Genomic DNA, 20,944 nt, shown 5'->3' on the forward strand with positions numbered 1-20,944 from the left:
CTAACAGAGCCGCGCCCATCCGTGCAGGGGGATTTGCCTGCAATATCAGTCCTGTGTCTCAAATGCCCTTCACAGCAAACCTGACAGTGGCAACACCAGCGCAGGGGCATCTTCAAAGGCCACCGCCTCAATTTCCGTCAGCAGATAGTCGCGGCCTTCTGCCGTGACACGCACGCGGTCGCCCTCTTGTGTCCAGCGATAGTCGGCGCGCGTGCCGGGCAGTAGCACCCGGTCCAGCCCGCCCCCACCGTGCAATAGATCCCCTCTGCCTCGGGCCACCAGAATATCATTGCCATCTCCGCCCAGCAGCACATCACGCTTGCCCGTGCCCTCCAGCCGGTCGCGCCCGTCGCTGCCCAGATAGATACCACCATGCAAAAACGCATCTTTCGTGCGCGCCTCCGTCCAATGCGCGCCCTCCAGATTATAGGCGGTCAGCGTCTCGTGCCGTGGGCTCTTGTCCCACAGATGGCGCAGATGCCCCCAGCTGCCCCATTTGCTGGGGCGCCCAACATCGCTATAGCCATTGAACCCCTGTCCGCCCAAAGCACGCCACGCGGCAAGCATTTCACTGTATACTTCTGCCAGTTCGTCGCTGGTGCTGAACGCGGTGAACATATCCGTAAGCGCATCATCGTTGGCCTCTTCGCCTACGCCCACCACATGGCTGCCGCCTTCATACATCAGGAGATCCAGGCCCTCCGCACGGGCGCGTTCAGCGTGATAGGGCAGATACTCCTCGGTCATCTGCCGCAGATCGCCGGTGCGCAGCGCCTCAGCGGCTTTTGCAAACACCCCATCATGGCGGCGCGCCTGCACAAAACTGCGCAACGCCGCCCGTTGCAGCCCCTCCGCCGCGCCCGCTGCCTCAGCGGTGGCGCGTGCCTCTTGGAGCCAGCCACGCACCATTTCCGCGCCGTCTTCAACCCCCAGCGAGACACCGAAATAGCCTGTGACAGCGTAGGCCTCAAACAGATCGACCGGCGCTGGATGGCCTTCTGCCTGCCACAGCGGCGCCTTGAGCAAATCGTCCTCATATCCGGGCCAGCCTGTGTGCACAGCGATCACACGACGCAGGCGTGTGTCCGCGTCATCGCCGTAAACATCCCCCCAGATCTGCGCCATTTCCGCGGCTTTCATTCCGGCAAACTGCATCTGCACATTGCTGCCGTTGCCCCAGCGGGCCTCACCTTCGCGCAACACCCATTGCGCCTGTTCAAACCCCCAGTTCCAAAGCTCGTTGGAATATTCCACATGGGCCACAAGCTCAGGATCAAGGTGGTCGCGCACATAGGTGGCAAAGCGTGTGATATAGTCCGGCTCAGCGAGATGCGGCATGTTAAACCACGGATCAGCGCCGATTTGATTGGCCAACGCCACCATCACCTCAACCGGGACGCCACGCCAGGAATAGGTAAAATCCTGTGTCGCGGGCCGCGCAGCCCAGGCGGATTGCGTGGAGGCATTGGTCTGCATCCAATCCATAAACCGGACCTGCCGCAGGTCATCCACAACATTCAACCAGTCCGGGTTGAAAATCATACCCGCCCGGGCCAAGGGGATATGGACCATCGCCAGCACTTCAATGTCGCGGATGTAGTCCCCTGAAAGATCTGGGTCAGGATTGCTGATCCTGAGCCCAACCAACCCCTCGCCAGGGGTGTAGTCAAACCAGATGGTATTGGCCTCTTCGCGCACCACACGTGCGCGGCCCGTCACCTCGATTGCCCCCTGACCTGTCCAGGTCACGCGGTAGCGTCCGGCCAGTCCTGTGGACTCCTCCGGCTGATCCGTGAACAGTACCGTTTCAATGGCTTCAATGTCCTCAGGCAACCCCCAGATCCAACCTTGGTCATCCACAAGCCCAAGATCCTGCAAATCTTCGAAGTTCAATGCGCCCCAGCGGCCATCGACGTGGCCCACCCAGGGGCGCGCTGTCTTCATGCGATTGAGAAATGGGTGCTGGGTTGACCAGTCTTTGACTTCGCTCAGCCCCATGGATAGCGCTGGGTTTGCCAGTCCCAGGCCAGCCAGTGAGGCGGCGCTGTCTTGCGCCGCTGACAGCCCGCTCTGCGCCAGTTGGATGCGTTTCTTTTCTGCCTCAATCGGGCGCAGCACCAGCCGGTGAATTTCATCGCGCACGGCTTCCCAATAGGTGCGCACATCTGGATCGATGGTGGCAGGCAGCGCAACGGCCAAAGGCAGCTCTGCTTCAAACAAAGTTACATATGTGATCGCCCCGGCGAGCAGATAGAGGGTGGCCGTGCCATGGGGGGCATCGTCGGTGAAAAGCACATCAGAAGGGATCCCTTCCAGAACGCCGCCATCCAAAAGCTGAGTGAGCACTGTCGCCACGGGAACAAGGTCAATTTGCACCTCCGGCCGGGCCGCGCGCAGTTGGGCCATATAGGTGTCAAACCAGTCGCGATACGCGCCCGTGTTGTGGCGCAGATATCTGACCATCTGTTCCGCATCCGGCGGAAAACTGTCGATCTGATTGCCCATATACGCCCAGCCCTCATAAATCGCGTAGCGCACAGGGGCAGCGTCTTGCAGGCGTCCTTCAATATTGTCGATGACCGCCAAAGTGGCAGAGAGCGGCGACGCATTGGAGGGGTTGCTGTCTTCATAAGGCAGCTCTGGGGCGCGGTATTGAATGAAATTGGCGGGGGTGATCAGCACCGTGTCCCAGCCAACATCGCCAAAATTGCGATAGGCACGGGTCCAGGCCCGTTCAACGTCTTGCAGGCGCCAGTTGGCAGAGGGTCGGCCGCTTTCGGCAAAATCGCGCAAAAACCCCCATTGCCCATCAAGGCGCAGCTCGGTTCCGGCCGCTTCAGCCAAAACAGCCATCCAGTGTGGCACTGTGGTCTCGTCGCTGTCCGTGAGATGATGAACCAGACTGTTGCCATAAACATATATGCGCTGGTCGTCAGTTTTGTCGGTGTTGGCGTCTGTCTGTGCCAGCGCACCCTGCGCAGCGCACATCATGGCGACCAACGCCAGACCGCGTCTGATCCACAATATCGTATCGATCATGGTTTCTCCCTGACCCGCAGCTTCTTGCCGCCCGAATTCCTGTCCGAAGTCACATCTACACAATCACTATGCTGTGATTCCCACACAGCATCAAAGCCGATGAGCTTTAATAGATCGTGCCATTGCGTGGTTTTGTTCAAAAACTACGTAGTCTTACCACCTTGCCCGCCCAGAGGGCTGCGGGCAGTGTTTGGGCATGTGCGATGGACTTGGGAGGAGCACAATGATCGGCAATGCGCGTCCGGAAACCCGTGGCTTTGCGCCACAGCGACTTGCGGTCCTGTCTGGCTGGATGGATCAGTTGGTGACAGATCGCAAATATGCGGGCTGTGGCCTTCTGATTGCGCGCGAGGGGGATGTGGTGTTCGATCACAGCACCGGACAGCGCAGTCTGTCGCGCAACCTGCCGTTTGAACGTGACACCGTTGCCCGTATTTACTCCATGACCAAACCGATCACCACGGTTGCCCTCATGATGCTGGTTGAACGGGGGCTGGTGCATCTGGATGCCCCGGTGTCTGAGTTCATCCCAGGCTTTGCAGACAGCCACGCATTGATTGCTGGCGCGACGTCAATGGATCAGGTGACGCCCTGCGCCAGCCCGACCTTGCATCAACTGGCAACCCACACCAGCGGTCTCACCTATCCGTTCAATCCGGGCCTACTGGCGCAGGCGATGGAGGCCGACGATCTGATTTTCAAACCCAATCAGGGTCCTCTTGAAGGCGTCGTCAACAAAGTTGCCGCGCTGCCGCTTGCCTTTGTGCCGGGGCAGCGGTGGGAATACTCTGTGGGCATCGACATTCTGGGCCGGGTGATCGAAGTGGTTTCGGGCAAGTCTCTCGAAGCGTTTCTGCGCACAGAGATCCTTGATCCGCTTGGCATGACCGAAACAGGGTTTTCCGTGGCGCCTGGCACACAGTCGCGCTTTGCCGATCTTTACACCCCGCTGGAAGGGGACGCGATGGCGCTCAACGCAGCCAAGGCTGGTGCGGATACTCTGCGCGAGGTCGACAGCGCTGAGAGCTCGCCTTTCCTGAAGGCGGAGACGTTCTCCGGTGGTGGCGGGCTTGTGGGCACCATGGATGACTACTTGCGATTTGCCGAAATGCTGCGGCGGGGTGGCGCGCTGGGCGAGGCGCGTCTGCTCGCGCCACGCACCGTGGATTTCATGATGGCCAATCACCTGCCCGGAGACATCGCCTCCATGGGGCCTCAGAGTTTTGCCGAGCAGCCGATGGATGGCATGGGCTTTGGGCTCGGTGGTGCTGTCGTGCTGGATCCCGCGCGTGCACGTTGCCCGGGCAGCGTCGGCGATTTCAGCTGGGGGGGCATGGCCTCAACCTTCTTCTGGGTCGACCCAAAAGAAGCCCTATCCGTGGTCTTCTTCACGCAGCTGTCTCCATCAAGCTCCTATCCAACGCGCGCGCAGCTCAAAGCACTGGTGCAGGCAGCGCTCCTGTAGAAGGGCTGCCACAAATGTTAACGCGTTTTGGTGGGCCGAAATTCCACCTACGCAATACCGTTGGGATACCGACGCAATACCGACGTCTCTGCAAATGGTTAATTTTGCGCTGGGCGCAGCACGCGCCCTGTGATGGTCATCACCAGAAACAGCACCGCTGCCACGCAGACCACTGACGGTCCAGCCGGCGTATCCATTTGATAAGACAGGCCCAATCCGCCCACAGCCGCCGCTGCACCAATCGCTGCCGCCCCAAAGGCCATCGCTTCCGGAGACCGCGCCACAGCCCGCGCCCCTGCCGCTGGAATGATCAGCATCGCCACAATCAAAAGCGCCCCAACCACCTTGATCGCCACCGCCACAACAATGGCCAGCGCAAAGGTCATAAGCTGTTGTTCTATATGGGGATTCAGCCCGCTGGCATAGGCCAGATCCCGGTTGAGCGTGGCCGTCAGCAGCGCTTGCCAGCGCCAGGCCATGATGCCCACAACCAGCGCAGCACCCGCCCAAATCACAATCAGATCCGTCTTGCTGACCGCCAGAATGTCACCAAACAGATAAGACATGAGGTCCAACCGCACCCCTTGCAAGAAGGACACCGCCACCAGTCCAAACGCAAGCGCCGAATGGGCTAGAACCCCCAGCAGCGTGTCCACGCCAAATCCTTTTTCTGAAAGATTTGAAACGGTTAGCGCCATCGCGAGCGCAATCGCCATGGCCCCAGCAAAAATCGACACGCCAAGCGCCAAAGACAGCGCGACCCCAAGGATCGCCGCATGGGCCGTGGCGTCCCCGAAATAGGCCATCCGACGCCAGACCACAAAACAGCCTAAAGGCGCCGCAGCAAGGGCGACGCCAACGCCTGCGAAAAGCGCGCGAACAAGAAAGTCGTCAAACATATCAGGAGGTTCCGTGATCGTGATGCGCGTGGTCGTCGCAATTGTCGTGATGATCGTGGTGGTGATCATGCTCGTGTCGATAGAGTGCCAGCGCGCCATGCGTACCCGTGCCAAACAATGCACGATATTCGGGAGCCGAGGCGACAATTTCCGGTGTGCCGTGGCAGCAAACATGCCCATTCAGGCACACAACCCGATCAGAGGCGCTCATCACAACATGCAGCTCGTGGCTGACCATCAAAATGGCTGCCCCTGTGTCCTGACGGACCTGTTCAATTTGTGTGTAGAGGTCGGCCGATCCGGGCTGATCCAGCCCCGTTGTGGGTTCGTCCAAAATCAGCAGATCTGGCGCGTCCATCAGCGCACGCGCCAAAAGCACCCGCTGAAATTGTCCGCCTGAGAGGCCCGCCATGGGCCGGTGTTCCAGGCCTTGTGCGCCGACTTGCGCGAGCGCTTCTTGTACCTGTGCTTTGCCGCGCTTGACGGGCAGCGACAAAAAGCGGGCTGCTGTCAAAGGCATCGTTGCATCAATTGCGAGGCGCTGTGGCACATAGCCGATGCGCATGCCGGCTGCCCTTAAAATGGTGCCGTGATCTGGTTTCAGCGCGCCGATAATACAACGCAAAAGTGTCGATTTGCCGCTGCCGTTTGGCCCCACGATGGTGACAATCTCGCCTTTGTCTATCGTTAGATCCACGTTGCTGAGCGCCTGATGCGAGCCGCGTTTCACCGACATTTTGTTGACGGTCACCAGTCTCATGCGGGCGCATCCGCCATTGGTGCGCAGTCCGGGCAAAGGCCCTCGGCCTCAACCACCGTGCTTTCGACGACAAAGCCCATTGATTTCGCGGCTGCGCCCAAGGTGGATTTCAAAGACGCAGCGGTTTCCCCAACTGTGTTGCATCCTCGGCAGATCAAGAAAATTGGCGTGTGTGTGTCACCGGGATGGGCGCAAGCCACGTAGGCGTTGAGTTTCTGTACCTTATGGACAAAGCCATTAAGGACCAGAAAATCGAGCGCACGATATACAACTGGAGGCTGTGAGGCGTAGCCCTCATCTGAGAGGATGCCCAGAATGTCATAGGCCCCCATCGCACGGTGTTCTTGCAGTAGAATTTCCAGCACGCGCCGACGCCCTTTGGTCAGTCGCAGGCCTTTGGCTGCACAGGTTTCTTCCGCTGCGCGCAATCCACTTCCCACACAGGCCGTATGGTCATGGCTTTGAAATCCCACGGTTTGCATGGTGTCTCCTGATGGTTTCAGACGATTTGTCACTTGATATAGTATAACGTTTCAAATACAGCCAGCCCCGTAACAACAAAAGGAGCGCTGACATGCGATTCATTCCTATGGTCTTCGCGGCGACCTTACTCGCTGCGCCTCTGCGGGCAGAAGCGCCTCGCGTTGTCACCGATATCCTACCAGTCCAAGCTCTGGTCGCCAAGGTCATGGAAGGTGTTGGAACACCTGAGCAACTTCTCCCCGCAAATCAATCTCCCCACAGCTACGCCCTACGCCCGTCAGAGGCCCGTGCGCTGCAAAACGCCGATCTGGTGGTTTGGATCGGTGCCGAACTCTCGCCAGCGATGGACGAAGCAATCGACAGCCTTGTGAGCGAAGGGGAGGCATTTTCCCTACTCCATTTGAATGGCACGCGCGAGCTGGAGTTCCGCGAAGAAGGGGCTTTCCTTGAGATCTCGTTGAACGAAGATGGCGATCACGACGATCACGGCCACGACGATCATGCGGATGACGGTCATGATGATCACGGTCATGATGATCATGACGATCATGCAGACGAACATGATCACGACGATCACGCGGATCACAAAGACGACGATCACGCGGGGCACGACGATCATGATCATGGTGAGGAAAAGCATGCCGATCATGACGCGCACGACGCACATGAAGGCCACGACGATCACGATGATCACGCAGAAGCAGGCCATGATGATGAACATCATCACGACCACGATGGTGTCGATCCTCATGCGTGGCTCGACCCTCAGAATGCACAGTTCTGGATGGGCGCAATTGCCGAGAAACTGGCAACGCTTGATCCTGAAAACGCCGAAACGTACCGCGCCAATGCCGCCGCAGGTCAGGCCGAACTGGAAGCGTTGAGCACGGAAATCGCGGCAGAGTTGGCCCCGCTGAAAGGCCACGGTTTTGTGGTCTTCCATGACGCTTACCAGTATTTTGAAACGCGTTTTGGTCTGTCAGCGTCCGGCGCGATCTTGTCGGGTGATGGCGCGGCCCCAAGCGCCGCGCGCTTGGATGCGGTGCGGGATGTCTTGCACAAAGAAGGCGTCACCTGTGTCTTCACTGAGCCACAGTTCAACGCAAAAGTTGTGAAAGCGATCAGCTCAGGTTTGGATTTGCATTCCGAAGAGCTCGACCCCCTCGGCGCGACGCTTGAAACAGCGGATTATCCCGCTCTGCTCCGCAATATGGCAGAGCAATTTGAGCATTGCCTTGGTGGTCACGACCACTAAGCAATCGCCTTTATAGCGTCAGGTCCAGCGCAATTCGGCGGGGCGTATTTCAAAGGAAATATGATGCGCCCCGCCTTCCAGCCCTTCAACGGTATGGTTTGCCAAAGCGCGCCAATAGGGTTGGATGGTCACGGCGTCGTCCTGTAGCATCCGCTCCCCGCGCTCGACCAGCGCGCGCCGCTTGTTTAAGTCAAGCGTACCGATGGCCTCATCCAGCAAGGCGTCAAATGCGGGGTTTGCATATCCAAACTCATTCCAGGCTTCGCCGCTGCGATAGGCCAATGCCCAGATCTGCACACCCAGTGGGCGGTGGTTCCAGTCCGTCGCGCTGAAGGGAAATCTGTCCCAGTTTTCCCAATAGACATGGCTGGGCACAATCGTGGTTTTGGCCTTGAAGCCCGCGTCGCGCAATTGGGCAACCACCGCATCGGTGGTATTCTTGCGCCAGAGATCGTCAATGGTATGGACCTCCATTTCAAACCCGTCCATGCCCGCGTCTTTTAGCAACGCGAAGGCTGCACGTGGATCATACGCGGGCTGCCCTATATTGGTGTATTCTGGATGCGCGGGGCCGATATGGTGATTTTCCGCGGGCATGCCGTGTCCGTCATTGCCCAGTTCGAGCACAATCTCATTGTCCACCGCCATGGCAATCGCACGCCGCACACGTGGGTCTGCATAGGGGGTCTGGCCGCCCACTTCTGCAGTTTGGCGCGGGCGCACGACCACCGTTGCCATTGAGATCACGTCGTTTTTGATCCAGTTTTCGGTCCCGCCAATCAAATCTGCATATTCGCCTTCAACGGAGTAGGTCATGTCAATTTCGCCAGCTCTTGCTGCGCGAGCCCACACTGCGGGGTTTGTTCCCAAATCAATGAAGTCGATCTGATCAACCCATGCGCCGTTGCCAGCGTTCCACCATGTATGATCCATATTGCGCTTCAATACGCCACGTACGCCAACCTCCAGGCTTGCAGGCAGATAAGGTCCGGATCCTATAGGGTTTTCCAGCATGGTCTCAGCATCAAAATCGGCCGGCACTATCGCCGCCGGGTAATCTGTCATGCTTGGAATCAGCGTGATGTCGGGTTTGGGAAGATTGAGCCGCACAGTGTGCTGATCCAAAAGCTCGATGGCGCCCGCCAAAGCGGAGTTGGTGCTAGGATCGATCAATGTGGAAAAGCGCCCCGCCATGGAGTTGCCAGCAACATTGCGTTCGCACCACCGCATAATATTGCGCGCCACGTCTTCTGCCGTGAACGCCGCGTCATTGTTCCAGCGCACGCCTTTGCGCACGTTTAGTGTATAGGTGCGCGCATCTTCTGAAATCTCCCAGCTTTCCAAAAGGGCAGGGCGAAATGTGCCATCGGTCTCATAGGTGACAAGATACTCCAGCCAACCTCGTGTGAAGTTCGCAATTTGTGGCCAATCAAATAGTCTTGGATCCTTGAGGGCGCGCACGTCTTGCTGAATGCGCACAACACCGCCGCTGGAGGCAACGGCCTGTGCCATAGCGGGGCGGGTTTGTCCAAGCATCGCATAGGCCGTGGAGGCGCTGGCGCCAAACGAACTTGCGAGGGTCAGAAATTCTCGTCGCGAAACCTGATCGCGTCCAGCGATTTGCGCCTGGTCAATCAGGCTTTGTGGCAGTGGGGTTCCTGTGCGGCTCAGAAAAAGCATTGGCGTCCCTTTGGGGGTGGCTAGCGTATGTGCGAATAATTCTGTTTGTCGGAATGTTTGGCCTTCATGGCTCAAATGTCAAAGCTTCGCGGTTCATAATTCGGGCTGAGGGCGCATTTCTTTTTGCAGTAGCCCGCAGTTTTTTCGGCACATACTCTACGGCGTATGTGTACCTGCGAAGTCTCATGTGTGATGCAACCTTTGAGGATTTTGTCGCAGAGGCTTTGCACGCCCTTTCCCTGTGATATGCAGACCCTATGAAACTTGCCCGCGACATGGCGCGAATGCGCATTCTCAGCGTCACTTCCGTGCGAAATGAGGCGCCATATCTGTTGGAGTGGATCGCACACCACAAAGCTGCGGGCGTCACGGATTTTCTGATTTTCTCCAATGATTGCGATGATGGCACACACGAGATGCTGGCCACGCTAGACAGTGCTGGTGTTCTCACCCATGTGCCGCACGCGCCCACGTCAGGCAAAAGCATCCAGTGGCAGGCGCTGCGCCAAGCCTGGAAGCATTCGCTTCGTAAAAAAGCTGATTGGATTTTGGTCTCCGATATAGACGAGTTTCTAAATATTCATGTGCCCGGTCATCGGATCCCTGATCTGCTTGCCGAGTTGCCTGACGAAACTGACGCGATTGTCCTGCCTTGGCGGTTGTTTGGGAACAGTGATCAGGTGTTGATTGAGGACCGTCCGGTCACAGAGCAGTTCACGCGGGCGATCGCGGCTGATGCGCAATATCCCGTTGCGGCAAGCCTGTTCAAAATGCTGTTCCGTACCTCGGGTCCATTTAATCAGCTTGGGGTGCATCGACCAAAACAAAAGGCCTCGGAGAAGGCGGGTTTGCCCAATATCTGTGATGGCTCTGGTTACCCTGCGCATCCGTATTTGGCAGAAAACCCAGCAAGGCTGTCTCTCTATGGGCTTGGTGTGGCGCGTAACTTGGTCGAACTCAATCATTACGCCGTGCGTTCAGCAGCATCGTTTGTCGTGAAAAACGAACGCGGTCTGCCCAATCGGACAGGCAAGAAGGTTGATCTGGCCTATTGGGTCGAACGAAACTTCAATTCCGAAGACTGCCGCTCCATTGCGAAGATGCGCCCAGCCACCGAAGAGGTGCTGGGGGAATTGTTGTCGATTTCTGGGATCGCGGATCTCCACAAGGCAGCTGTGACCTGGCACCAAGAACGGTTTGTGACGCTTGTGACGCGACCAGAGGGGCAAGAGCTTATGTCTCAAATTCTGACTGCAGGCAGCAGTCAGGTGCCACCCCAGCATTTGCAGCGGCAGTTGGTAAGGTGGTATCAACGTGCAAACAATAAAATGTCCTGAGGGTAACTTGCAGTCAGGACAGCAGGCGAGGCAAAGGCGAACATATGCGTAAAGCTGCATTTCAACTGCGCGAAGTGAGCAGCGTCGATCTTGCCGGGGCAAGGTTGCTCTCTTGTGTTACGAGCTCTGAGGGTGAGGGCGGTGAAGCCCAGGCGTTTTTTAAGTCAGGTGTTGATGCCGCGGCTTTCGAGGCACGGACAGGCACAGAGATCTTGGGGAGTCGCAGCATTGGCAGCGCGGCAGTGCTTCACCTCAGCTACACGGGTATCAACCCGCAGCTACACTTTCAGAACTCACAATTCAGCTTGCCGCTAACACAATCAGAGAGAGAGTTGTTTGAGGGGCTGAATGTTGCGTTGGCGGTGCGCAATGGCGAAACGGCGACGGCCACACTGGCTTGGCTGCGGTATCATTGTGCACGTCACAACCTGCAAGGCGCGGTGATTCTGGATCGCGCGCCGCCGGATGCCGATCAAGACTACATTGCGGATGTTGAGGCCGGACTTTCCGAAATTAAGGACCTAAAGCAGGTCATGGTCGTGCGCTTTGATGTGCCGCTTGGTCATGAGGATCAGCCTGCAGAGGCACATCCGATCAACGCGCCGGATGCCCCTGGCAAAGACCGTATGGAGATTCCGAAGGCCGCGCCGTGGGAGTCCCCGCTCGGGGAGGTGCAGGTTTTTGAGTTGCTGCGGCACCGTTGGCTTAACAGTGCACGGGCTGTCGCCTTGTTGGATATCTCTGATCTGGTGAGCGAAACCACCGGGAAAGGGACCAAAGGGCGCACGTTGTTTGATATGGCTGTAAAGTCGGAGAGCGGTGTGGTAACGCTCTTGGGACAGCATTGCTATCCGTGGCGCGTGCGGAAGGATCAAGATGCCACGCATGGCGACCATATTTGTGTTCAGTTTGATGCCACCAAACTGCGCCGCCGTTGGGTGATCGCCCCTAAAAAGGCGGCAACAAATGTGGTTTGGCGTTTGATCCGCGTGGTTGGCGCCCAAACAGAAGCCGACGAATGGGTTAAGTTTTACCGCTGTATGGCCTTGCGCCATCCAACACCGAATGTTGGGCGTATTGTGCCCAAGACATCTCTGATCGAGGACCGCGAACTTCTCAAGCTTGCGCGCAAGAAGTTTGATCACAAGCCACTTCGCATGCCAGAGATCCCAGCGCCGAAAGTAGATCCGGCAGAGAATGATGTGGCCATCATTACCTGTATGAAGAACGAAGGCCCCTTCATTCTGGAATGGCTCGCGTATCACCGGGCGATCGGCGTGAACAGGTTCCTTGTCTATACCAACGATTGCAACGACGGCACAGATAGCTTCTTGGATTTATTGCAAGAAAAGGGGTTTGTTCAACACAGAGACAACCCTTTCAAAGGCACGGACCTCAAGCCGCAACATGCGGCATTGCAGGCAGGTGAGACTGAACCAGTGATCCAAAACGCCGATTGGGTCATCTCTATGGATGTGGATGAGTTCATCAATGTGAAAACCGGCGACGGCACGCTGGCGGCACTTTTCAAAGCTGTCGGGGATGCCAATTTGATCTCCTGCACATGGCGGCTGTTTGGCAATTCTGATGTGCATGAATACAGCGATGCGCCGCTTATGGCACAATTCACACGTTGTGCGCTTGAGCAAACCCGTAAACCGCATCAAGCTTGGGGATTTAAGACGCTCTATCGAAACATCGGGCTTTTCAAAAAGCTGGGTGTGCATCGACCCAAGGGGCTCAATCCTCAGCTTTGGTCGCATATCCATTGGGTTAACGGCTCCGGACAAGCATTGCCCAAAGACATGTATCGCAATGCATGGCGATCCACGGCGAGTACCGTTGGCTATGATCTGGTGCAGCTCAATCACTACGCCGTGCGATCTGCGGAGAGCTTTCTGGTAAAGCGTGATCGAGGTCGTGTGAACCATGTCGACCGAGACCAAGGCATGGCCTATTGGTTCCGAATGAACAACAATACAGTGGAAGACACCTCCATTCAGAGAATGATCCCTGCTATGCAGGCCGAAATGGATCGCCTTCTGTCAGATCCAGAGATCGCCGCAGCACATGCGTTTTCGGTTGAGCGCCACCAAGAAAAGATAAGAGAGCTCCGGGAAACATCAAACTATTCAAAGTTCTATGAGGACCTGACGGGCGCACGGCAAGAGCGGTTGGCGCGCTTGCATCCGCACTTCGGAGCCAATGTTTTCTTGGCGGGCCCTGAGGTCGTTCCGGATTGGGTGGTGGAACGTGACCTGCCTGACGATTTCTTTTTTACAGTCGAAAAACAAGACACTGCACATTGAGTATCCATCGGATTGAAAATCAAATGGAAACAGTGCAGCGTGTCACGAGCACGCCCGATAAGACGGCGAAAGATCTAATATGAAACAGGCGGACTGGGAATGAAGCTTCCAACGATTGCGGCACTTTGGATGGAAGGGCCACTCAGCTATCTTGAGCAACTTTGCTTGAAGTCTTTTGTGGACGCTGGGCACCGGGTTGTCCTGTATCACTATGGGCCTTTGCAGAATGTGCCTGATGGGATTGAACTTGCGGATGCGAGCCCGATTTTGCCCAGAACAGATTTTCTGACACATCAGCGCACTGGAAGCCCGGCCCTGCATTCCGATCTGTTCCGCTACAAGATGTTGGCGCAAAGCGAAAACACCATTTGGGCGGACACCGATGCCTACTGCATGAAACCGTTTGAGACACCCAACGGTCACTTTTACGGTTGGGAAAGTTCCAAGCATATCAACGGTGGCGTTCTGGGCTTGCCGCAGGACAGCGAAACATTGCGCGCTTTGCTGGAGTTCACATCCGATGAATTCGCAATACCGAGCTGGTACGGCAAAGAGTACCAGCAGGAACTGGAAGCGGCACGTGATGCTGGCCAGCCGGTTCATGCAAGTGAACAGCCTTGGGGCGTCTGGGGTCCACATGCTGTGACACATTTCTTGCATGAAACAGGCGAGGCGCGTTTTGCGCTGCCTCAAGAAGGGCTCTATCCGTTCACATTCAAAGACCGCCGAAAAATGCTGCGTCGCAACTTTGACGTCAGTCCTTACATTACGGATAACACATTCTCTGTTCACCTCTATGGGCGGAGAATGCGCGCTCGGCTCGTCGAGCGGGAAGGTGGCGTGCCTCATCCCAAATCTCTATTGGGGACATTGCTCAAAAAACATGATGTCGACCCTCTGAAGGCGCCTATCCCGGCGAAGCCAAAGCCTGCTGGTGTTGCCCCAGTTCAAACCATTGAAAAGGTCGGACGCGGGCAGGTGAACCTGACAGACCTTGCCGACAGGCTCGAACTTGATCGGGGATCTTCTAAGCACCGTTATACCGAGCTCTATCAACTCCTGTTGTTGCAGTATCGCAATCGCAAGATTGAGTTCATGGAAATTGGGCAAGAGGCGATGGCATCGCCGGAACAAGGCCATGCTGACGGTGCGGAAGTCCCTTCAGTTCAGATGTGGTTAGAGTATTTCCCTAAAGGCCAAGTTTCTCGACTGGTGCATGGCGAGGAGGCGGTCTTTGCGGATGATCGACGCGCTCAGATGGCTTGTCGTCTGGAGGATCGTGCGAGCATCAAGGCAGCGGTCCCGCTGAACAGCAAATTTGACGTGATTATCGACGATGCCACCCAAGCAAGTCATCATCAGCAAAATGCATTTCTGGAACTGTTCCCGAAAATCAAATCCGGCGGTATCTACATTATTGAGGATTTACGCTGGCAGCCGAACAAGCTTGAGATTTCTGGTGTCACCAAAACGTCTGAGCTTTTTGAAAGTTATCGCAAGACTGGCGTATTTGAGCACAGTGACAAAGACATCGCTGATGCCTTTAATGCGCTGCGAGTGGACTTTTCTGGCTGCTTCATGTTTCAGGTTGATTTTGATAAGTCCAAACGCAACCAACTGCTTGTGGTCCACAAACGATGAGTGACGTTGCTTGGGAAGATCAAACCAAGGCGCAGTGGCAAGCCGAGATGGCGCGGTTCGGTGAGGAGCGCGGGTTCTTTGAAGCATTGGGAGACGAGCACAGCGCGCTTTATGTCAAGAACGGCAAAACTCTGATCGTGACATTTGAGAACTTGGATCATGTTTACTCTCGTGCCGAAGATCGCATGCCCTGGGGCTATGATTTTGTGACGTCCAGAGGGTGGTCGATGCTGGGTCTGATGGCACATGGCTGGACATGGTATCGCGATGAGGCCGTGTTCGACTTCTTTGACCGTTTGCGCGATGAGGGGTTTTTTGCACAGTTTGACAACGTTGTTTTCTACGGCGCTTCGATGGGAGGCTATGCCGCTGCGGCGTTTTCTTCTGCGGCACCGGGGGCAAATGTAATCTGTATTTCGCCACAAGCGACTCTGGATCGAGACATCGCTGGCTGGGAGACGCGCTATCATAAAGCGTGGCGCCGCTCCTATAGCGGCCGGTATGGGTATGCGCCGGATTTGATTGAGGGCGCGCAGAAAGTGAGCTTGTTTTATGATCCGCGTTCACACTTGGATGCGATGCATGCAGCGCTCTTTCGTGGGGGTAATCTGACAAAATACAGATGTCGGTTCATGGGGCACAGGCTCGCATCTCTGTGGCAGCAGATGGGGGTGTTAAAGCCTGTGGTCGAAGGCTGCGTGGCGGGAAGTATGACGGAATATGATTTCTATCGGCTTATGCGCAACAGGCGTGAAATTGCTCGTTTTCAGAAGCAACTTCTGAAGACACTCGAAGACAAAAACAGGCCGGGGCTGATCGCCCAGTATTGCGCTGCAGTGCTTGCGCGTCGGCGCGCTCCACATTTTCGAAGAGCGCTCAGAGCGGCGCGGTTGCAACTTTAGGCCGACTGCACCTTTGCAACTCAGCTGTGCTTTAGCGTATCGCCAAAGCTGATGGTGGGGGCCAAGGTGACAGCTGCGTCTTTTTCTATGCCTTTGGTACGCGCGGCAATGATTTCGGCAGCTTTGATGCCAATTTCGCGACGGCAGGCATCCATGGTGGCCAATTGTCGGGGCAGGCCCTGTAGCAGTTCAACGCCATTGAAACCTGCGAGCCCGATCTGGCCCGGCACGTCGATGCCTTTCTCCAGAAGGTAGAGCAGGCCGCCTGCGCCGATCATGTCGTTGCTGTAGTAAATGAAATCAATGTCGGGGCTGCGCTCCAGCACGGCTTGGGTCATCTCGCGGCCCTTTGCGAGAGCAGATCCGCCGGAATAAAATTCCCGATCTGCCACTTCTATTCCAGATTTGGCGAGAACTTCGGTGAATCCTTCGAACCTTTTGCGGGCGCGGTGGTCGAGCGGCATCTTGGTGCCCAAGAACGCAATCTTTTTGTAGCCTGCCTTTAGAATGGCTGCTGCCATTTCGCGGCCTGCACGGCGGTGGGAAATGCCCACCATGGCGTCTACGGGTTCGCCATCGGTATCCATGATTTCCACAACGGGAATGCCGCTTGCATTCAGCATGGCCCGCGCCGCTTCCGTATGTTCAAGCCCGGCAATAATCACGCCTGAAGGGCGCCATGACAGCATTTCATAGAGCACCTTTTCCTCTTTTTCCGGGAGGTAGTCGGTGACGCCCACAACGGGCTGAAGCTCGGTATCTTCGAGCACCTGACTGATGCCGCTGAGCACTTCTGGAAATACCATGTTGGAAAGCGAAGGGATGATGACGGCGACAAGGTTGACCCGTTGGCTTGCCAGAGCGCCGGCAATTTTGTTGGGCACATAGCCCAGTTCTTTGGCGGCACGCAGGACCTTGTCGCGGGTTGCGGGTGAGACATCTCCGCGATTGCGCAACACGCGGCTGACCGTCATTTCAGACACCCCCGAAGCCTCAGAAACATCACGAAGGGTCAAAGAACGATTTTGTTGAGTCACAGACTGTCATCCCCATATGGTCGCTTTGATGTTATCGCGATCACCGGCGCGTGTTCAAGCGATCAGTCTTCAGACTGTACCGATAGAGTGTTATGATTAAGTGTCTGCTGATATGGCAAAACAGGTTACGGGGTCTTTTACATTGTGCAATGTGACCTCGCCCAAGGATTTACAGCCCACTTCGTGACGTGCCACCTCGTCTGACACCACAATGCGGTGGCCAAGCTTTTTGCCATAGTCGCCCAGCCGTGCGGCGACATTTGCGGGCCTGCCGATGACGGTGAAATCCAGACGTTCGCGGGATCCGACATTGCCGTAGGTGACACGGCCGTAGGATATTCCGATCGAGCAATCGCAGCGTATGGGCGGGTCTTCGTCGCGCAGCGCCTCAAGCTGTTGCACAATTTCGCGCGCGGCGTGCAAGGCGGCGGCCCCTGCATCGGTGCCATCTTCGGTGTCTGGAAACACGGCCAGCACAGCGTCGCCAATGAATTTGAGCACTTCGCCGCCGTGGTTTTCAATTATGGTGGAGGCGGTTTCAAAAAATGTGTTGAGCAGGTCGATATAGGCTGCGCGGCCCAGTTCCTCTTCCATACGAGTGGAGTCGCGCAGATCGCAAAACATGATGGCGGCGTCGATGTCATCGCCATCGCCGCGCCGGATTTCTCCGCCCAGAACGCGTGCGCCTGTGCGCGGCCCAACATAGGTTTCAAGCAAAGATTGTGCGTTTTCTTTTTGCGTGAAGACCTCAAAGAAGCGGCTGATCACGCTGGAGACTTCAAAGATCAGACCAAGATTGGCAGTGGTGAAACCTTTGGGGTGGTCGCTGGTCAGTGTCAGCACATTGATTTGGCCGTTTGAAAAAAACAATGGCATGGCCACATAGTCCGTGGCGCCCTCGGCCCTCAGTTCGTCCATGATTGGGAATTTCATGTCCAGCCCTGGCACATCAAGCTTCTGGCGGACGCCACCAAGGCCCTGGCTGACGTGATAGAGCGGACTGTTTAGATAGCTTGGGTGGCTGTGCAGATCGTAGGACGGGGTGTAAGTGGTGATCTCGTCGGTGTCGCGTGTCCAGATATAGTGACGCCCTGCGATCATTGGATGTAAAGACCAAATCATGGCGGCCATGCGTTTGATGGCGATACCGCTTTCCTGCATTTTGCGCCCCAGAGCCGCCATGAAATCTTCTGGCGTCTTTTCAAATGCCGCCCATCGCATCAGCCAGTCGACCAGAGGGCCGGTGATATTGCCATCGGTTACAGGCTCAAGCTGAGCACCGCCAAAATCCACCTCCACGCCTGGCTCGGGCATGAAGCCAATATGGCCGTTGATGGCGCGGCTCTCTGGCATGGCGTCATCATAAGACCAGACGCCATTTGCGATGGTGTGACCGTCCAGCAGGATATCGCGGTAGCGGGCGGTGCCCTTGAACGGGCAGAAGGTTTTCAGCGCATTTTGCGGCGAAAGCGGCACGAGGATGTCATCGCGCGGGATGTAGACCTGTGGTGTCAGCCGGGTTTCATACATGACCTTGGCGCTACGGCTTTCGGCGAGCACCGTTCCGTTGCGCAATATGCGGATGTTTGTATCAATAGGTTTGATCTCTATGCCGTAGCCGGCGTTGGTCCCAAATCTTGAGCCTTCCATGGCTGGTCTCTCCCTGCCGCGCGTGGTCCGGTCTAATGTGGGACCTGAGGGCGGGCCCAACAAGATGTGTGTGCTGGTTTCACCCTATCGTGTCTGGTGTGTCGTGAGGCAGCACACGCGGTCAGAGCACCTCGATCACCTTTTTGTCGATGGAGAGCACATAGCCTTTGCGGGCGATGTTTTTCACCAGAAGCTGGCCGACCATCTGGTTGCCAAGGGAATCCCGCAGGCGTTTGATGCGGGTGGCCCCGGCGGCTTCGTCACAATCGGCTGCGGATTTGCCAGAGATCATGCTTTCCAGTTCGACGCCGGAGAGCACATCATCATCCATGCGCGCCTCGGCCAGAACGGAGAGTGTCTCCATAGCGGCATCGGTCAGTTTGAAGCCCATTTCGTTGAGGTAGACGGTTTTCTCTTCGCGGCTGACAATCAGGGAGGTTACCTGAATGCCGGCGCGTTCGATCTGTGCCATGCGGCGGTTCAGCATCACAAGGGCCACCAGGCAGATCAGAGCGGCGAGCATCATGGCGGTGGCAAACACCAGCAGCACGAGGATCACGAGCCGGTAGCTTGACAGCGTGTCGGCAAAGGCGGTGCCTGATTGGGCAAGAATTTCCAGCAGCTTGATTTCGGCCTGCCCGGTCAGGGCGTCGTTTTCCATAAACAATTGCTCAACGCGGGCGTTGAATGCATTGGCGTCAGGCAGGGTCAACAGCAGGACTGCGGCCCCGATTAGCAGGATCGAGGCCACCGCTCCGATGCCGAAAATCACAATTCGCCCGCCGCTGCGTCGTGTGTCAATAACGGAGGTAGAATTGTCCTGCACTGTCTTTTTTCCCGGAGAGTTCTGAGGTGTCAAATACGGAGAGGACGTTTAGCAGCGTCCAGCCATCGCGGCCAATGCGCGCGGCGACTTCCTGCTGAGCGGAGGCTTTGTCACAGCCCTGCTGCAGCGCAACCACACCGTAGTGCAGGCGCAGGGGGCCGTCTTTCTTGGCTTTGTAATCGGCGTAGCATTCCGCAGCGAGGGCCCCGTTTGGCAAGGCCAGGGCGGCGGCGCAGAGGGCGGCGCAAATCGGGTATCTGATCCTAATTTTCATGGCGCCACACTGCGCTGTGCGGCGTTGATATTCAATAACCAATCCGCATGCGGGGGCGGATATGAGATAACAACCGCCTGATATTGTGAGATTTTATTGATCTGGTCGAAACAGACGACATCCGCCGGTCACTGAACCGGTTTCTTTTGAGAAAACCCGCGAAAGGATGTTGTTATGACTTCGAAATCTTTCATTGCCGCCGTGTTGAGCGCTGCTCTTGTGATCACCGGCGTGTCTGCCCCCAAAGCCCATGCGCTTGATGAAGATGCGATCGGAGCGCTGCTGTTTGGCGGGCTGGCGCTGGCGGTGATCGGGGCGGCGGTTGCAGATCACAAGGATGATAAAGACGACAAACCCCGCTACACATACGAGCCGAGCGAACCGCAAAAACCAGTGAAGCCTGAACAGGTGAAAAAGCGCAATTCCTGGCTGCCGAGCCACTGCTCCAAACGGTTTGAGACCCATCGTGGCAAAGTCATTCAGGCCTATGGTCAACGCTGTCTGTTCCGTGCGGAGTATCCGGCCTACCGCTTGCCTGAAAAATGTTATTTCGAAGCGCGGGGCAAAAAACGCAAGATTTCCGGCTATCGCACCAACTGCCTGAACCGCAATGGCTATCAGGTGGTGTGGCGGTAAACACCAGCGTTTCAGGTAACCAACACCCCGAAAGGCTGGGCAGCAGGAGACGCTGTCCGGCCTTTTTTCTTGCGCATTGGCTGCGAAGATGGTTGTCACGTCGTCTATGACAACACCTGATTTTTTGCTGGAAGAAGCGGCGCTCAGCGGCGGCGCAACACGCGTTGCAGGCGTGGATGAAGTGGGCCGTGGCCCTTTGGCGGGGCCAGTCACGGCGGCGGCTGTGGTGCTCGATCCTAAGAATATTCCTGAGGGGTTGAACGACTCCAAGAAGCTGACGGCGAAGCGGCGCGATGCGCTGGCCGCAGAGATTTTGAAGGTTGCCGATGTCTGTATCGCGCATGCCTCGGTGGAGGAGATCGACGAACACAACATCTTGCGTGCCAGCCACATTGCGATGGAGCGGGCGGTCACCGGATTATCGACTGCGCCGGACCACTTGCTGATCGACGGGAACATGATCCCGCGGGGGCTTACGCTAAAATCTGAGGCGATTGTCAAAGGGGATGCCAGATCGTTTTCTATCGCAGCGGCCTCTATTGTTGCCAAAACAGCGCGTGATCACATAATGATGGATTTGGCGCAACAGTTTCCGGGCTACGGTTGGGAGACCAATGCCGGATATCCGTCAAAAAGCCACAAAGCGGCTTTGCTGGAGCTGGGGATAACCCCACATCATAGACGTTCGTTTAAACCTATCCACAACATGTTGTATCAAGTTAAAAAACTAACACCTTGATTCAAAAAACAA

17 protein-coding genes are annotated in these 20,944 nt (G+C 56.5%); 8 read left to right on the top strand and 9 right to left on the bottom strand.

From position 1 onward, the window contains the following. Positions 1-69: 69 nt before the first annotated feature. A complete protein-coding gene (locus PJL69_RS17765; RefSeq protein ID WP_271310867.1) occupies positions 70-3,039 on the bottom strand; it encodes a calcium-binding protein in 2,970 nt (989 codons plus the stop codon). Between the two features lie 223 nt (positions 3,040-3,262). On the opposite strand from PJL69_RS17765, the gene PJL69_RS17770 reads away from it, so the two are divergent. Beyond that, a complete protein-coding gene (locus PJL69_RS17770) occupies positions 3,263-4,504 on the top strand; it encodes a serine hydrolase domain-containing protein (RefSeq protein WP_441347509.1) in 1,242 nt (413 codons plus the stop codon). 98 nt (positions 4,505-4,602) lie between these two features. Here PJL69_RS17770 and PJL69_RS17775 read toward each other — a convergent pair whose 3' ends face one another. Genes PJL69_RS17775 through PJL69_RS17785 form a run of 3 tightly spaced genes read right to left on the bottom strand, consistent with a single transcriptional unit; the run spans position 4,603 to position 6,645 of the window. Continuing rightward, the gene (locus PJL69_RS17775; RefSeq protein WP_271310938.1) at positions 4,603-5,403 is read right to left on the bottom strand and encodes a metal ABC transporter permease; all 801 of its coding nucleotides are present in this window, start codon (positions 5,401-5,403) and stop codon (positions 4,603-4,605) included. Between the two features lies 1 nt (position 5,404). Next, entirely contained in the window at positions 5,405-6,163 is a 759-nt protein-coding gene (locus PJL69_RS17780; RefSeq protein ID WP_271310868.1) for a metal ABC transporter ATP-binding protein, read from the bottom strand. Then, positions 6,160-6,645 (bottom strand): transcriptional repressor, encoded by a 486-nt coding sequence (locus tag PJL69_RS17785; protein ID WP_209098134.1) that lies wholly within the window; start codon positions 6,643-6,645, stop codon positions 6,160-6,162. Before PJL69_RS17785 ends, PJL69_RS17780 begins: the two co-directional genes overlap by 4 nt. Positions 6,646-6,737: 92 nt before the next feature. Between PJL69_RS17785 and PJL69_RS17790 the strand changes: the two genes are divergently transcribed. Beyond that, a complete protein-coding gene (locus PJL69_RS17790) occupies positions 6,738-7,901 on the top strand; it encodes a zinc ABC transporter substrate-binding protein (RefSeq protein ID WP_271310869.1) in 1,164 nt (387 codons plus the stop codon). 18 nt (positions 7,902-7,919) lie between these two features. Here the strand turns inward: PJL69_RS17790 and PJL69_RS17795 are convergent, their stop codons facing one another. Further along, a complete protein-coding gene (locus tag PJL69_RS17795) occupies positions 7,920-9,581 on the bottom strand; it encodes an ABC transporter substrate-binding protein (protein ID WP_271310870.1) in 1,662 nt (553 codons plus the stop codon). Between the two features lie 257 nt (positions 9,582-9,838). On the opposite strand from PJL69_RS17795, the gene PJL69_RS17800 reads away from it, so the two are divergent. From PJL69_RS17800 to PJL69_RS17815, 4 genes are all read left to right on the top strand, one after another. After that, a complete protein-coding gene (locus PJL69_RS17800) occupies positions 9,839-10,918 on the top strand; it encodes a glycosyltransferase family 2 protein (RefSeq protein WP_271310871.1) in 1,080 nt (359 codons plus the stop codon). Between the two features lie 44 nt (positions 10,919-10,962). After that, on the top strand, positions 10,963-13,227 hold the full coding sequence (locus tag PJL69_RS17805) for a glycosyltransferase family 2 protein (RefSeq protein WP_271310872.1): 2,265 nt from the start codon (positions 10,963-10,965) through the stop codon (positions 13,225-13,227). 99 nt (positions 13,228-13,326) lie between these two features. After that, positions 13,327-14,868, top strand: a complete 1,542-nt coding sequence (locus tag PJL69_RS17810; RefSeq protein ID WP_271310873.1) for a hypothetical protein — start codon at positions 13,327-13,329, stop codon at positions 14,866-14,868. After that, positions 14,865-15,770 (top strand): phosphoadenosine phosphosulfate reductase, encoded by a 906-nt coding sequence (locus PJL69_RS17815; RefSeq protein ID WP_271310874.1) that lies wholly within the window; start codon positions 14,865-14,867, stop codon positions 15,768-15,770. Before PJL69_RS17810 ends, PJL69_RS17815 begins: the two co-directional genes overlap by 4 nt. Positions 15,771-15,790: 20 nt before the next feature. Here the strand turns inward: PJL69_RS17815 and PJL69_RS17820 are convergent, their stop codons facing one another. From PJL69_RS17820 to PJL69_RS17835, 4 genes are all read right to left on the bottom strand, one after another. Next, positions 15,791-16,807 (bottom strand): LacI family DNA-binding transcriptional regulator, encoded by a 1,017-nt coding sequence (locus PJL69_RS17820; protein ID WP_441347510.1) that lies wholly within the window; start codon positions 16,805-16,807, stop codon positions 15,791-15,793. A gap of 96 nt (positions 16,808-16,903) precedes the next feature. Then, a complete protein-coding gene (locus tag PJL69_RS17825; protein ID WP_271310876.1) occupies positions 16,904-18,457 on the bottom strand; it encodes a DUF427 domain-containing protein in 1,554 nt (517 codons plus the stop codon). 121 nt (positions 18,458-18,578) lie between these two features. Then, positions 18,579-19,283 carry a winged helix-turn-helix domain-containing protein gene (locus tag PJL69_RS17830; protein WP_271310877.1) on the bottom strand — a complete coding sequence of 235 codons (705 nt, stop codon included), beginning with the start codon at positions 19,281-19,283 and terminating at the stop codon, positions 18,579-18,581. Next, positions 19,255-19,557, bottom strand: a complete 303-nt coding sequence (locus tag PJL69_RS17835; protein ID WP_271310878.1) for a hypothetical protein — start codon at positions 19,555-19,557, stop codon at positions 19,255-19,257. The genes PJL69_RS17830 and PJL69_RS17835 overlap by 29 nt, the downstream gene beginning before the upstream one ends. A gap of 174 nt (positions 19,558-19,731) precedes the next feature. Between PJL69_RS17835 and PJL69_RS17840 the strand changes: the two genes are divergently transcribed. Together PJL69_RS17840 and PJL69_RS17845 are read left to right on the top strand one after the other, a co-directional pair. Beyond that, on the top strand, positions 19,732-20,193 hold the full coding sequence (locus PJL69_RS17840; RefSeq protein ID WP_271310879.1) for a hypothetical protein: 462 nt from the start codon (positions 19,732-19,734) through the stop codon (positions 20,191-20,193). A gap of 106 nt (positions 20,194-20,299) precedes the next feature. Beyond that, on the top strand, positions 20,300-20,932 hold the full coding sequence (locus tag PJL69_RS17845; RefSeq protein ID WP_271310880.1) for a ribonuclease HII: 633 nt from the start codon (positions 20,300-20,302) through the stop codon (positions 20,930-20,932). The last annotated feature ends 12 nt before the right edge of the window (positions 20,933-20,944 follow it).

It is taken from the genome of Shimia sp. MMG029, assembly GCF_027947445.1.
In the GTDB taxonomy this organism is placed as follows: domain Bacteria; phylum Pseudomonadota; class Alphaproteobacteria; order Rhodobacterales; family Rhodobacteraceae; genus Shimia.

Coding starts and splice junctions, on each gene's coding strand:
- PJL69_RS17795 (WP_271310870.1), bottom strand. CDS start 9,581: ATGCTTTTTCTGAGCCGCACAGGAACCCCACTGCCACAAAGCCTGATT.
- PJL69_RS17775 (WP_271310938.1), bottom strand. CDS start 5,403: ATGTTTGACGACTTTCTTGTTCGCGCGCTTTTCGCAGGCGTTGGCGTC.
- PJL69_RS17805 (WP_271310872.1), top strand. CDS start 10,963: ATGCGTAAAGCTGCATTTCAACTGCGCGAAGTGAGCAGCGTCGATCTT.
- PJL69_RS17835 (WP_271310878.1), bottom strand. CDS start 19,557: ATGAAAATTAGGATCAGATACCCGATTTGCGCCGCCCTCTGCGCCGCC.
- PJL69_RS17790 (WP_271310869.1), top strand. CDS start 6,738: ATGCGATTCATTCCTATGGTCTTCGCGGCGACCTTACTCGCTGCGCCT.
- PJL69_RS17765 (WP_271310867.1), bottom strand. CDS start 3,039: ATGATCGATACGATATTGTGGATCAGACGCGGTCTGGCGTTGGTCGCC.
- PJL69_RS17780 (WP_271310868.1), bottom strand. CDS start 6,163: ATGAGACTGGTGACCGTCAACAAAATGTCGGTGAAACGCGGCTCGCAT.
- PJL69_RS17815 (WP_271310874.1), top strand. CDS start 14,865: ATGAGTGACGTTGCTTGGGAAGATCAAACCAAGGCGCAGTGGCAAGCC.
- PJL69_RS17825 (WP_271310876.1), bottom strand. CDS start 18,457: ATGGAAGGCTCAAGATTTGGGACCAACGCCGGCTACGGCATAGAGATC.
- PJL69_RS17770 (WP_441347509.1), top strand. CDS start 3,263: ATGATCGGCAATGCGCGTCCGGAAACCCGTGGCTTTGCGCCACAGCGA.
- PJL69_RS17845 (WP_271310880.1), top strand. CDS start 20,300: ATGACAACACCTGATTTTTTGCTGGAAGAAGCGGCGCTCAGCGGCGGC.
- PJL69_RS17810 (WP_271310873.1), top strand. CDS start 13,327: ATGAAGCTTCCAACGATTGCGGCACTTTGGATGGAAGGGCCACTCAGC.
- PJL69_RS17840 (WP_271310879.1), top strand. CDS start 19,732: ATGACTTCGAAATCTTTCATTGCCGCCGTGTTGAGCGCTGCTCTTGTG.
- PJL69_RS17800 (WP_271310871.1), top strand. CDS start 9,839: ATGAAACTTGCCCGCGACATGGCGCGAATGCGCATTCTCAGCGTCACT.
- PJL69_RS17785 (WP_209098134.1), bottom strand. CDS start 6,645: ATGCAAACCGTGGGATTTCAAAGCCATGACCATACGGCCTGTGTGGGA.